This is a genomic window from Streptomyces sp. NPDC025618 (assembly GCF_055558795.1).
On record NZ_JBVHLW010000023.1, the window covers coordinates 51,645 to 64,274 of the forward strand.

Annotated in this window: 9 protein-coding genes and 1 pseudogene; 7 read left to right on the top strand and 3 right to left on the bottom strand. The window is 71.8% G+C overall.

Annotated features, from left to right (window positions below; translation table 11 throughout):
* The first annotated feature begins 86 nt into the window (after window positions 1-86).
* From ACZ4A5_RS20000 to ACZ4A5_RS20025, 6 genes are all read left to right on the top strand, one after another.
* Window positions 87-830 (top strand): response regulator transcription factor, encoded by a 744-nt coding sequence (locus ACZ4A5_RS20000; protein WP_467585454.1) that lies wholly within the window; start codon window positions 87-89, stop codon window positions 828-830.
* Window positions 831-950: 120 nt separating this feature from the next.
* Complete coding sequence (locus tag ACZ4A5_RS20005) at window positions 951-2,498, top strand: sensor histidine kinase (protein ID WP_467585457.1); 1,548 nt, start codon at window positions 951-953, stop codon at window positions 2,496-2,498.
* 39 nt (window positions 2,499-2,537) lie between these two features.
* Window positions 2,538-3,800, top strand: a complete 1,263-nt coding sequence (locus ACZ4A5_RS20010; protein ID WP_467585460.1) for a bifunctional glycosyltransferase family 2/GtrA family protein — start codon at window positions 2,538-2,540, stop codon at window positions 3,798-3,800.
* Between the two features lie 155 nt (window positions 3,801-3,955).
* A complete protein-coding gene (locus tag ACZ4A5_RS20015) occupies window positions 3,956-6,106 on the top strand; it encodes an ArnT family glycosyltransferase (protein WP_467585463.1) in 2,151 nt (716 codons plus the stop codon).
* 94 nt (window positions 6,107-6,200) lie between these two features.
* Window positions 6,201-7,691, top strand: coding sequence for an MFS transporter (locus tag ACZ4A5_RS20020; protein WP_467585616.1), 1,491 nt, complete (start codon window positions 6,201-6,203; stop codon window positions 7,689-7,691).
* A 388-nt stretch (window positions 7,692-8,079) separates the two neighbouring features.
* On the top strand, window positions 8,080-8,841 hold the full coding sequence (locus ACZ4A5_RS20025; RefSeq protein WP_467585619.1) for a TetR/AcrR family transcriptional regulator: 762 nt from the start codon (window positions 8,080-8,082) through the stop codon (window positions 8,839-8,841).
* Between the two features lie 202 nt (window positions 8,842-9,043).
* On the opposite strand, the pseudogene ACZ4A5_RS20030 reads toward ACZ4A5_RS20025, so the two are convergent.
* Together ACZ4A5_RS20030 and ACZ4A5_RS20035 are read right to left on the bottom strand one after the other, a co-directional pair.
* Window positions 9,044-10,594: pseudogene (locus ACZ4A5_RS20030) on the bottom strand (MDR family MFS transporter); the annotation flags it as partial.
* A gap of 134 nt (window positions 10,595-10,728) precedes the next feature.
* Window positions 10,729-11,178 (bottom strand): MarR family winged helix-turn-helix transcriptional regulator, encoded by a 450-nt coding sequence (locus ACZ4A5_RS20035; protein ID WP_467585467.1) that lies wholly within the window; start codon window positions 11,176-11,178, stop codon window positions 10,729-10,731.
* A 208-nt stretch (window positions 11,179-11,386) separates the two neighbouring features.
* On the opposite strand from ACZ4A5_RS20035, the gene ACZ4A5_RS20040 reads away from it, so the two are divergent.
* On the top strand, window positions 11,387-11,605 hold the full coding sequence (locus ACZ4A5_RS20040; RefSeq protein WP_398870923.1) for a hypothetical protein: 219 nt from the start codon (window positions 11,387-11,389) through the stop codon (window positions 11,603-11,605).
* A gap of 483 nt (window positions 11,606-12,088) precedes the next feature.
* Here the strand turns inward: ACZ4A5_RS20040 and ACZ4A5_RS20045 are convergent, their stop codons facing one another.
* Window positions 12,089-12,610, bottom strand: coding sequence for a hypothetical protein (locus ACZ4A5_RS20045; RefSeq protein WP_467585470.1), 522 nt, complete (start codon window positions 12,608-12,610; stop codon window positions 12,089-12,091).
* Window positions 12,611-12,630 lie beyond the last annotated feature (20 nt).

Sequence of the window (12,630 nt, forward strand, 5' to 3'; positions counted from 1 at the left end):
CCGTACGGAAGGAGGGCCACGGATTCTCAGACGAATCACAGGAAGCCGAAAGGCACCTCTCAGCCTGCTCGCCCAGGATCCCCCGTATGACCTCGATCTCGCCTGCCGCGCGAACGGAACTGCTGCACGACGACGGAAGTGCCGTACGGGTGCTGGTCGTCGACGACGAGGCACCGCTGGCCGAACTGCTGTGCCTGGCCCTGCGCTACGAAGGCTGGGAGGTGCGGACCGCCGCCGACGGCACGGCCGCCCTGCGGGCCGCGCGTGACTTCCGGCCCGACGCCGTCGTGCTGGACGTGATGCTGCCCGACATGGACGGGCTGACCGTCCTCAGCCGCCTGCGGGGCGAACACCCCGACGTCCCCGTCCTGTTCCTCACCGCCAAGGACTCCGTCGAGGACCGCATCGCCGGTCTCACCGCCGGTGGCGACGACTACGTCACCAAGCCGTTCAGCCTGGAGGAGGTCGTCGCCCGGCTGCGCGGGCTGCTGCGGCGCGCCCGTACGGTGGCGCCGCGCGCGGACTCCGTCCTCACCGTCGGCGACCTCGTGCTGGACGAGGACAGCCATGAGGTGTCGCGGGGCGGCACGGAGATCCATCTGACGGCGACCGAGTTCGAGCTGCTGCGGTTCCTGATGCGGAATCCTCGGCGGGTGCTCAGCAAGCCGCAGATCCTGGACCGGGTGTGGTCCTATGACTTCGGGGGGCAGGCGAATGTGGTGGAGCTCTACATCTCGTATCTGCGGCGGAAGATCGACGCCGGTCGCTTGCCGATGATTCACACTCGGCGTGGGGTGGGGTATCTGATCAAGCCGGCCGCTGCGGCGTGAGGGTGGGCGCCTGCGGCGGGCTTTTTCCCCAGCCCCGCCCCTTCCCGAAACCGGGGGAGGGCCCCCAGACCCCCTGCAACACGCTTCGCGCGTTGTCCTCAATCGCCGGACGGGCTGGATATGGCTGATGAGTCCGCCGCAGGCGGCAACGGCGGGGCAGCCGGGGGTCCGGGGCGCGTGGCCGGCAAACCCCGGCGCGTCCGGTCGCTGCGCGCGCGTCTCGTCGTGTCCACCGTCGTCCTCGTCGCCGTCGTCTGCGCAGTCATCGGCACCGTCACCACCATCGTGCTGCGCAGCTATCTCTACGGGCAGCTCGACACCCAGCTCAAGGAAGTGGCCCGGAGGGCGGCCGGGCCGCCCGGGGGGCACCGGTTCGGGTCGCGTGAGGACGAGCCGCTCGAGTTCCTGCGAGGCGGCGGGCAGCCGATCGGAACCGTGGGGGCCGTCACCGACGGGGGCGCCATGCGGGACGCCGCCGTCAGTGCCGCCGGGTTCCCCCGGCCCGTACTCGACCCGCTCACCGACGAGCAGCGCGCCGCGCTCGGGCGGCTCCGGCGGGACGGACGGCCGCATGACGTGGAGCTGCCGGGGCGGGGGGACTTCCGGGCGCTGTCGGTGGTGTCGGGGGACGGAGAGATGTCGTATCTCGTCGGCATCCCCACCGCCGTCGCCCAGGACACGCTCGACACGCTCATCCTGGTGGAGGTCTGCGTCACCGCCGCCGGGCTCGTCGCGGCGGGCATCGCCGGGGCCGCCAACGTCGGGATCGCCCTGCGGCCGCTGCGCCGCGTGGCCGCCACCGCAACCCGCGTCTCCGAACTGCCCCTGCACAGCGGTGAGGTGGCGCTGCACGAGCGCGTGCCGGACGCCGAGGCGGATCCGCGCACGGAGGTCGGGCAGGTCGGCGCGGCGCTCAACAGGATGCTCGGACACGTCGGTTCGGCACTGGCCGCGCGGCAGGAGAGCGAGACGCGCGTACGGCAGTTCGTCGCCGACGCCAGCCACGAGCTCCGTACGCCGCTCGCCTCCATCCGCGGCTACGCCGAGCTCACCCGCCGGGGCGGCGAGGAGGCCGGGCCCGCGACCAGGCACGCGCTGGGCCGCATCGAGTCCGAGGCGCACCGGATGACCGGGCTGGTCGAGGACCTGCTGCTGCTCGCGCGCCTCGACGCCGGGCGCCCGCTGGCCCACGACGCGCTCGACCTCTCGCCGCTCGCCGTCGACGCCGTGAGCGACGCCCGGGCCGCCGGGCCCGGCCACAGGTGGCGCCTGGACCTGCCCGCCGAACCCGCCGAGATCCGCGGCGACCCCGCGCGCCTGCACCAGGTGCTGGTCAACCTTCTGGCCAACGCCCGTACGCACACGCCGAAGGGCACCACCGTCACCGCCCGGGTGCGCGAGGCCGGCCCGTACGCCGTGCTGGAGATCGAGGACGACGGGCCCGGCATCCCCGCGGAGCTGCTCCCGCACGTCTTCGAACGGTTCGCGCGCGGCGACGCCTCGCGGTCCCGCGCGGGCGGGGGCACGGGCCTCGGGCTCGCGATCGTGCGCGCCGTCGTCGCCGCGCACGGCGGGCGGGTGAGCGTGGACAGCGCGCCCGGCCGTACGGTCTTCACCGTCGAACTGCCCCGGCAGGCCAGGGCCATTCACAGCCCGGTCACAGGCTGACCACACGGGCGGGACAGCGGCGGCCGGAAGGGTCGGCGCATGACCCAGCCACCTCCCGGCGCGGCCCTGCCGGCGCGTGCCCCGCTGTCCGCGGAACGGGCCGCGACGGTGCTCGACGTCGTGATCCCCGTCCACAACGAAGAGGACGACCTGGAGGGCTGCGTACGCCGCCTCCACGCGCACCTCACGGAGACCTTCCCGTACGGCTTCCGGATCACCGTCGCCGACAACGCCAGCACCGACCGCACGCCCGAGGTGTCCGCCTTCCTCGACGACACCATCGAGGAGGTCACCGCCGTCCGGCTGGAGCAGAAGGGGCGCGGGCGGGCGCTGCGCACGGTGTGGACGATGTCGGAGGCACCGGTGCTCGCCTATATGGACGTCGACCTGTCCACCGACCTCAAGGCCCTGCTCCCGCTCGTGGCCCCGCTGATCTCCGGCCACTCCGACCTCGCCATCGGGTCGCGGCTGACGGGCGGTTCGCGGGTGGTGCGGGGAACGAAGCGGGAGTTCGTCTCCCGGGCCTACAACCTCATCCTGCGGACTGGGCTGGCCGCCCGCTTCTCCGACGCGCAGTGCGGCTTCAAGGCGATCCGCAAGGACGTCGCCGACCGGCTGCTGCCGCTGGTCGAGGACACCGGCTGGTTCTTCGACACGGAACTGCTCGTGCTCGCCGAGCGGGCGGGCCTGCGGATCCACGAGGTGCCCGTCGACTGGATCGACGACCCCGACAGCTCCGTGCACATCGTCCGCACCGCCGCCGACGACCTGCGCGGCGTCTGGCGGATCGGCCGCGCGCTGGCCACCGGCACGCTGCCGCTCGACCGGCTGCGCCGCCCCTTCGGCGACGACCCGCGCGACCGCGCCGTGCCGGGCGTGCCGCGCGGGCTGGCCCGGCAGGCGGTCGGCTTCTGCCTCGTCGGGGCGGTGAGCACCTGTCTCTATCTGGCGCTGTACTCGCTCTTCCGGACGGGCATGGGGGCGCAGGGCGCGAACGCTCTGGCGCTGCTGCTCTCCGCTGTCGCCAATACGGCCGCCAATCGGCGGCTCACGTTCGGCGTGCGTGGTCGTGACCGGGCTTTCCGGCATCAGGCGCAGGGGCTTGTGGTCTTCGCGATCGGACTGGCGCTGACCAGTGGGTCGCTGGCGGCGCTTTCTCTGGCGAGTGGTTCGCCTTCGCACGGTACGGAGGTGGCTGTGCTGATCACGGCGAATCTGGCGGCTACGGCGCTTCGGTTCCTGCTGCTGCGGGCTTGGGTTTTCGCTCCGTTTTCCGATGACGTCTCTGGGAGCTCTTGTTGAGTGCCGGGTTTTTTCCCCAGCCCCGCCCCTTCCCGAAACTGGGGGGTACCCCCAGGCCCCCGACTCGGGGCTCTGCCCCGGGCCCCGAACCGCGCTTCGCGCGGTGTCCTCAATCTCCCCCAGCTAACGCTGGGAGGTGCCCCCAAGGGCTGGACATGGCTGATGAGAGTGCGCAAATTCAGCCCGTCCGGCGATTGAGGACGCTCCCCCAGACTTCGTCCGGGGGGACCCCCAAGGGCGCTCCCGCCGCAGGCGGCGACGTGCCCGCAGCCGGGAGTCCGGGGCGAGCCCGCCGCAGGCGGGGTCGTGTCGCGCTCGGCGCGCTGCTGGTCGGTACCGCTCTGCTCTACCTCTGGGATCTCAGCTCCTCCGGCTACGCCAACGCGTTCTACGCCGCCGCCGCGCAAGCGGGAAGCGCCAGCTGGAAAGCGTTCTTCTTCGGCGCCTCCGACGCCGCGAGTGCCATCACCGTCGACAAGCCGCCCGCCGCGCTCTGGCCCATGGGGCTCTCCGTGCGGATCTTCGGGCTGAGTTCGTGGGCGATCCTCGTGCCCGAGGCGCTGATGGGCGTCGCGGCCGTGGGCGTGCTCCACGCGACCGTGCGCCGGTACTTCGGGCAGGCCGCCGGGCTGCTCGCGGGGGCGGCGCTGGCGGTGACGCCGGTCGCGGCGCTGATGTTCCGCTTCGACAATCCCGACGCCCTGCTCTGCCTGCTGATGGTGTGCGCGGTGGCGTGCGTGCTGCGGGCGCTGGAGACGGCCGCGACCCGCTGGCTGCTGCTCGCGGCGTTCTGCTTCGGGCTCGGCTTCCTGACCAAGACGCTCCAGGCGTGGCTGATCCTGCCGCCGCTGGCGCTGCTCTACGCGTGCTGCGCACCGGCCGCTCCGCTGCGCCGCGCGCGTCAACTGCTGCTCGCCGGGCTGGTCCTGGTGGTCTCCGGCGGGTGGTGGGTCGCGGCCGTGGAGCTGTGGCCCGCGTCCTCCCGGCCGTACATCGGCGGCTCGCAGCACAACAGCTTCCTCGAATTGACCTTCGGCTACAACGGCCTCGGGCGCATCAACGGCAACGAGACCGGCAGCGTCGGCGGTCATGGCGGGGGCGGCGCGGGCGGCGGCCGGTGGGGGGACACGGGCCTCACCCGGCTCTTCGGCACGGACATGGGCGGCCAGATCGCCTGGCTGCTGCCCGCCGCGCTGGTGCTGCTGGTGGCCGGGCTGTGGCTGCTGCGGCGCGCGGCGGGCCGGGACCGCATGCGGCGGCTCGCGTTCCTCGCGTGGGGCGGCGCGCTGCTGATGACCTTCCTGATCTTCAGCTTCATGTCCGGGATCTTCCACGAGTACTACAACATCGCGCTCGCCCCCTATGTGTCCGCGCTCTTCGCGGCGGGCGCGGCCCTGCTGTGGAAGCGCGGGGCGTATCCGCTGCTGGCGCTGGTGACGGTGGGCACGGCCGGCTGGGCGTACGTCCTGCTGGACCGCACCCCGCACTGGCTGCCGTGGCTGAAGTGGAGCGTGCTCGCCGCGGGCGTCCTCGCGGGCGGCGCGCTGCTGCTCGTACGGCGCTCGGGCAAGGGGCTCGCTCGGGGCGTCGCCGCGCTGGCGGCGGGAAGCGCGCTGGCCGCGCCGGCCGCGTACACGCTCGACACCGTGAACACCGCGCACGGCGGGTCGCTCGTGACGGCCGGACCGGCCGTGGGCCGCGGGCACTTCGGCGGGCGCGGCGGGCACTGCACGCCGGGGAAGACGCCGGGGGGCCGGGGCGGTGGCCCGGGTGCTCCTGGGGGACCTGGTGGTTCCGCTCGTTCCGCTCGTTCCGGGGGCAAGGAGGGCCGTGGCGGATCCGGCACGGCGGGCGGCGGGATGCCGGGCGGGATGTCCGGTGGCATGCCGGGCGGCATGGGCGGTCTGCTCGGTGGCCAGAAGGTCTCCGCCGCCGCGGCCGCCGCGCTGAAGCGGGACGCCGGTGACTACACCTGGCCCGCGGCCGCCGTCGGCTCGCAGAACGCCGCGGGCTACCAACTCGCCACGCGGGTGCCGGTGATGTCCGTCGGCGGCTTCAACGGCAGCGACCCGTCACCGACGCTCCGCCAGTTCCAGGCGTATGTGAAGGCGGGGAAGGTGCACTGGTTCATCGCCTCCGGGGAGTCGCGGGGCGGCGAGCAGGGCTTCGGGAAGAGCTTCGGACAGAGCGGCGGGCGCGGGGGCCGGGGCGGTCCCTCGGCGGAGATCTCGTCCTGGGTGGCGGCCCACTTCACGAAGGTGACGGTCGGCACGGCCGCGTTCTACGACCTCACGAAGGCCCGCTGAAAAAGCCGTTGTACAGCGTAGAGGGAGTCTTGTACGGTGCACGATGTAAGCCAGTCGTACACCGTACAAGGGGGGCCGTGTGACCGCCACGACCATGAACACCACCGACGCCGCCGGGCGAAGTCCCGAACGCAATCCCGCGCGTTGGCTCATCCTCGGCGTCATCTGCCTCGCGCAGCTCACGGTCCTCCTGGACAACACGATCCTGAACGTGGCGATCCCCTCCCTCACGGAGGAACTGCACGCCAGCACCGCGGACGTGCAGTGGATGATGAACGCCTATTCGCTCGTGCAGGCCGGCCTGCTGCTCGCCGCGGGCAACGCCGCCGACCGCTACGGCCGCAAGAAGATGCTGGCCACCGGCCTCGCCCTCTTCGGGATCGGCTCGCTCGTCGCCGGGCTCGCCTCGAACACCGGGCAGCTGATCGCCGCCCGCGCGGGCATGGGCATAGGCGGGGCGCTGCTGATGACCACGACGCTCGCCGTCGTCGTCCAGGTCTTCGACGACGAGGAGCGCACCAAGGCGATCGGCCTGTGGGGCGGAGTGAGTTCGCTCGGCTTCGCCGCCGGACCGCTCATCGGCGGCGCGCTGCTCAACCACTTCTGGTGGGGCTCGATCTTCCTGATCAATCTGCCGGTCGCGCTCATCGGCCTGGTGGCCGTGCTCAAGCTCGTACCCGAGTCGAAGAACCCCTCCGGCGACCGGCCGGACCTCCTCGGCGCGCTCCTGTCCACCATCGGCATGACCGGCATCACCTTCGCGATCATCTCCGGCCCGGTGCACGGCTGGACCTCCGGACGGGTGGTGACCGCGGCCCTCGTCGGCGTGGTCGCGCTCGCCGCCTTCGCCCTGTGGGAGCGGCGCATCCCGTTCCCGATGCTGGACATGAGCTTCTTCCGCAACAGCCGGTTCGTGGGCGCCGTCGCGGGCGGCATCCTCGTGGCCTTCGGCATGGGCGGCTCGTTCTTCCTGCTCACCCAGCACCTCCAGCTCGTCCTCGGCTACGACCCGCTGGAGACGGGCCTGCGGATGACGCCGCTCGCGCTGGTGATCGTCGTCCTCAACCTCACGGGCGTCGGTGCCCGGCTGCTGCCCAAGGTGGGCACGCCCGTCGCCATCGCCGGCGGCATGGGCCTGCTCGCCCTGGGGCTCGCGTCGATCGCGGTGCTCGGTGCGCACGGCTACGGCGGGATGTTCCTGGGCCTGGTGCTGATGGGTGCCGGCATCGCGCTCTCCATGCCGGCCATGGCCAACGCGATCATGTCCGCGATCCCGCCGGAGAAGGCGGGCGTGGGAGCCGGGGTGAACGGCACGCTCCAGGAGTGCGGCAACGGGTTGGGCGTGGCGGTGCTCGGTGCCGTCCTCAACTCGCGCTTCGCGGCGCTTGTGCCCGCGGTGGCGGCGGGGGCCGGATCCCTGCCGGCGGCTCTTTCGCGGGTGTCGTCCTCGGAGGACCGGGCGGCTGTCCAGGACGCGTTCGCCTCCGGCGTGCAGGCGAGTCAGTTGGTGGGGGCCGGGGCTGTTCTGGCGGGTGGCGTGGTGGCGGCGGTTCTGCTGCGCAGGGCTGAGCGGCAGGTGGGGTGAGGGGGTTTTCCCCAGGGGGGTGGTGGGTGGGGCCGGCGGCGCTTTTTCCCCAGCCCCGCCCCTTCCCGGCTGCATCTGATGTGCGGCTCCGCCGCGTGGGGGCGCGTGCCCCAGACCCCCGGCTGCCGGTCCGTCTGCCGCCTGCGGCGGGAGCGGCCTGCGGCCGCGTCCTCAAACTCCCCCAGCTACCGCTGGGAGGTGCCCCCAACGGGCTGGATCGTGCGGACCGTAGCCAGCACATCCAGCCCGTCCGGCGATTGAGGACACCGCCGCGCAGCGGTGGTGCGGGGGACGATGCCACCCGCGGACAGGCCACAACATCCGCCCGCTCCACCCGTGTCGGCATGCGCCTAGCATTCCGTACGTACCACCCCGTAAAGGAAAGGGAATCGCCATGGCGAGCAGTCGAGCCGAGAGCCCGCGGGCCAGTGTTTGGTTGTCACGGAAGGCGGTTCCCAAGCGGAAGGGGGAAGGGGACGGCGCGCTGGACCTGGAGCGGATCGTGGGGGCCACGGTGCGGCTGCTGGACGCCGAGGGGCTCGCGAAGTTCTCGATGCGGCGACTGGCCGCCGAGCTCGGGGTGACGGCCATGTCCGTCTATTGGTACGTCGACACCAAGGACGACCTCCTGGAGATCGTCCTCGACGGGATCAACGGCTCGATGGCGGTGCCCGACGTCTCCCGGGAGGACGAGGACTGGCGCGACCAGCTGCGCCTCCTCGCCATGGAATACCGCAAGATGCTCTCCAGCCACACCTGGGTCACCCAGCTGCTGGGCCGCTATCTCAACATCGGTCCGCGCTCGATGGCCTACACCAACGCCTGCCTGGCCGTCATCCGGCGCAGCGGCGTGGAGGAGGAGCGGATCACGGGCGCGCTGTCGGCCGTCTTCCAGTTCGTCTACGGCTTCTGCACGGCCGAGGGGCTGTTCAAGGAGCGCTGCAACGCCGCGGGGCTGACCGAGGACGAGTACTTCAAGCAGCTGATGGCCGAGGTCTCGGAGCGCGACGACTACGAGGAGTCGTTCAAGGACTCCGTCGACCTGATGGACTCGCAGGCCACCATGACCCGGGAGCAGCGCCGCGAGGAGGACTTCGCCTACGCCCTGGAGACGGTGATCGCGGGCATCGAGGCCATGCGCGACCGCTGACCGCCCGCCGTACCGCCCGTACGTACGGCAGAGCCCCGGTGGTGGCGCGCAGGCCGTCCCCTGCCTTTCGCGCGCGCCGCCCACCGGGGCTCATCGCCCGGGACCGTTCATGCCGTTCCGGTCCCGGCTTCCGCCGGCAGGGGCACGCCTCCGCTCAGTGCCGTGCCCCTGCCGCCGGGGTCTTGTGTCAGCCGGCCTGCCGGGCCGGCTCGGTGTCCGCCTGCTCGGACCCGGAGGCCGCCGCCTGCGTGCCGGACTTGCTCTTCAGCGCGACCTCCTTGATGAAGAGGGTCACGATGAAGGCCAGCAGCGCGCAGGGCGCCGCGTAGAGGAAGACGTCGCCGACGCCGTGCCCGTAGGCGCTCTCGAAGACCTCACGGACCGGGGCGGGCATGTCGGACAGCTTGGGGATGCCGCCGCCGGAGCCGCCCTGGCCGAGCGCCGCCGCGGCCTTCGGGCCGAGCGCGGTGATGCCGTCCTTGACGTAGTCCGGGACCCGGTTGGCGAAGACCGCGCCGAGCGCCGAGACACCGACCGCACCGCCGAGGGAGCGGAAGAAGGTGACGACGGAGCTGGCGGCGCCGAGGTCCTTCGGGGCGACCTGGTTCTGCGCGGCGAGCACGAGGTTCTGCATCATCATGCCCATGCCGAGGCCCATCAGCGCCATGAAGATCGCCAGGTGCCAGTACGGGGTGTCGTAGCGCATCGTGCCCAGCAGGCCCAGGCCCGCGGTCAGCAGCGCGCCACCGGAGACCAGCCACGCCTTCCAGCGGCCCGTCTTGGTGATGATCTGGCCCGAGACGGTCGACGAGATGAACAGGCCGCCGATCATCGGGATCGTCATCACACCGGACATCGTCGGCGTCTTGCCGCGGGCCAGCTGGAAGTACTGCGAGAAGAACACCGTGCCGCTGAACATCGCGACACCGACGAAGAGGCTCGCGACCGAGGCGAGGGAGATCGTCTTGTTGCGGAACAGCCGCAGCGGGATGATCGGCTCCGCCGCCTTGGACTCGACGAGGACGAAGAGCGCGCCGAGCACGATCGAGCCGCCGACCATGACGTAGGTCTGCCAGGAGATCCAGTCGTAGTTCTTGCCGGCCAGGGTCACCCAGATCAGCAGCAGGGTGACGGAGGCGCTGATGAAGAACGCGCCCAGCCAGTCGACCTTGACGTCCCGCTTCACGACCGGGAGCTTCAGGGTCTTCTGGAGCACGATCAGCGCGATGATCGCGAAGGGCACACCGACGTAGAAGCACCAGCGCCAGCCGAGCCAGTCGGTGTCGGTGATGACGCCGCCGAGCAGCGGGCCGCCGACGGTCGCGACGGCGAAGGTGGCGCCGAGGTAGCCGCTGTAACGCCCGCGCTCACGCGGGGAGATCATCGCGGCCATGACGATCTGCGCGAGGGCCGAGAGACCGCCGACGCCGATGCCCTGGACGACCCGGCAGGCGATCAGCGTGGCCGTGTTCTGGGAGAGGCCGGCCACGACGGAACCACCGACGTAGACGACCAGGGCTATCTGGACCAGCAGCTTCTTGCTGAAGAGGTCCGAGAGCTTGCCCCAGAGCGGGGTGGACGCGGTCATCGCCAGCAGCGACGCCGTGACGACCCAGGTCAGGGAGGACTGGCTGCCGTGCAGATCATGAATGATCTCCGGCAGCGCGTTGGAGACGATCGTCGACGACAGGATCGCGACGAACATGCCGAGCAGCAGCCCGGACAGCGCCTCCATGATCTGGCGGTGCGTCATGGGGGCGGCGTCGGAGCCGGAGTGGCCTCCGTGCGTGGTGTGTCCGCCCCCCACACCGGCGGGTGTGGTCTTGGCCATGGAATTCCTTTACTGCCGATCAGTACGTGTGTGGGGTTCGCGCTCCGCGGCGACGGTCAGGGCTGCCCGGCGCGCACCCGGCAACCGCCGAAGCTCGTCCGGAGCCGGCCCAGCAACTCGGTGAGCCGGACGACGTCCTCGTCGGGCCAGTCGCTGAGGCAGGCGGCGAGCGCCCGGGTGTAGCGGGCGGACACCTGCTCCAGCAGTTCCTCCCCCCGAGGGCTGATGCTGAGCAGCCGGGAGCGCTTGTCGAGGGGGTCGGGCTGCCGTTCGAGCCAGCCGCGCTCGGCCGCGTACGCGACATGGCGGCTGGTCACCGACATGTCGATGCCCAGCAGTTCGGCGAGCTTGCCCATCCGGACCTCACCGCACTGCTTGAGCAGCGCCAGCATCATCGCCGCCGACGGCGGGCACTCCGGGGGAAGCACGCGACCCAGGTCGCGCCGGACGGTGGCGACGGCCCCGAGCTGGCGGCTGAGTTCCTCGTACTGCTCCTGTGCGGCCACTCGACCGACTCCTCCACTTCAGTTGCTCAGGGCAACCATAAGAACAGAAGTTGGTTGCTGAAGGCAAACGAAATGGGGGTTTATCGGGTAAAGGAACCTTCAAGCTCTGCTAGGTGAGGTGTAAAGCGGCAGGTGGGGGCGGTGTGGGTGCGCTTTTTACGTGGCCCGGCGCGCGAAACGGGGGGTGCCTTCGCTAGGGTCCTGGCCTATGGCCAACCCCCATCAGCACCCGCAGCAGAACCCCGAGGGCTACGACCCGGCGGGGAGCACGCAGATGTTCCGCGCGTTCGTCGACGAGTCGCCTGGCGGCGGGCGGCGGGCGGCGCCCGCGCCTGCGGCTTCCGGGTCCCGGGTGGGGGTCACGGCTGCGGTGATCATCGCGATCGTGGTGGTTGTGGCGGCGGTGGCTTGGCTGGCGCTTTCCTGAAGCCGGCGGTTGGGTGGGGGCTTGTTCCCCCACCTCTTCCCGCACTGGGGCTGCGCCCCAGGCCCCCGGCTGCGGGCCGGTTCGCCGCCTGCGGCGGGAGCGTCCTGCGGCCGCGTCCTCAGACTCCCCCAGCTACCTCCCCCAGACTCCGTCCGGGGGCGCCCCCAGAGGTGCCCCAACGGGCTGAAATACGAACCCTGAAGCGGATACGTCCCGCACGTGCTCTCCGGTGGGAGGGGGTGGGGCTGGAGGGTGGGGTTCTGGAACGCGGTGCGTCGTTACGGCACTCCATACGAAGCACGGTGCCCGCACCGCGTTCCAGGTCCTCAGCCCGGAAGGCCCACCCCCGGCACCCACCACCACCCAAGCCCGGCCGGCGTTTGAGGCCGCCCGCCGCAGGCGCACACAAGCCGCACCAGACAACGGCGCGAACCCCAGCCAAAGCCCAGCCGGCGACTGAGGCCACAAGAACCCCAGCCACAATCAAGGCGTCGTCGCCGAAACCAGCCGAGTCTCCACCCGCATACCCCCCGGCACCCGCCGCTCATCCGCGCAGACGCTCCACGAACTCTCCACCCACCGTCCTGCCCCGATCACGGGAAGCGCGGAAGAAGACGGCAGAGCCGCCCGGTCGGCGCCGGTCGCGTCGAAGACATGGGTGGCGAAGGTGACCTTGCCCGTCGTAATCGGCCGGCCGCCCGTGTTCGTGAAGGTCAGCGTGACCTTGTCGCACCAGCGGCGGCCTTCCGGGTCCGGCGCGCGGTGGAGGGGGCCGACCCGGAGGGCGGGCGCGGGCGGGGCGGGGCGCGAAGGGGCGGGGCGCCCGGAGGGCGAGCCGCTCGGGGAGGGCGGTAGCGGGATCAGCTCCACGCCGCCCAGTGGCGGAACCGTGCCCTCCACGGGGCCGGCCGCCGTCGCGACGTAGGGGTCCCGGGAGCTGCCGCCGCAGCCCGAGAGCAGAGCGGCCAGGACGGACATCGCGGAGACGATCGTCTTCCGTCGCATCGGCTCAGTCTGGCTGACGC

Coding starts and splice junctions, on each gene's coding strand:
- ACZ4A5_RS20000 (WP_467585454.1), top strand. CDS start 87: ATGACCTCGATCTCGCCTGCCGCGCGAACGGAACTGCTGCACGACGAC.
- ACZ4A5_RS20005 (WP_467585457.1), top strand. CDS start 951: ATGGCTGATGAGTCCGCCGCAGGCGGCAACGGCGGGGCAGCCGGGGGT.
- ACZ4A5_RS20010 (WP_467585460.1), top strand. CDS start 2,538: ATGACCCAGCCACCTCCCGGCGCGGCCCTGCCGGCGCGTGCCCCGCTG.
- ACZ4A5_RS20015 (WP_467585463.1), top strand. CDS start 3,956: ATGGCTGATGAGAGTGCGCAAATTCAGCCCGTCCGGCGATTGAGGACG.
- ACZ4A5_RS20020 (WP_467585616.1), top strand. CDS start 6,201: ATGAACACCACCGACGCCGCCGGGCGAAGTCCCGAACGCAATCCCGCG.
- ACZ4A5_RS20040 (WP_398870923.1), top strand. CDS start 11,387: ATGGCCAACCCCCATCAGCACCCGCAGCAGAACCCCGAGGGCTACGAC.
- ACZ4A5_RS20045 (WP_467585470.1), bottom strand. CDS start 12,610: ATGCGACGGAAGACGATCGTCTCCGCGATGTCCGTCCTGGCCGCTCTG.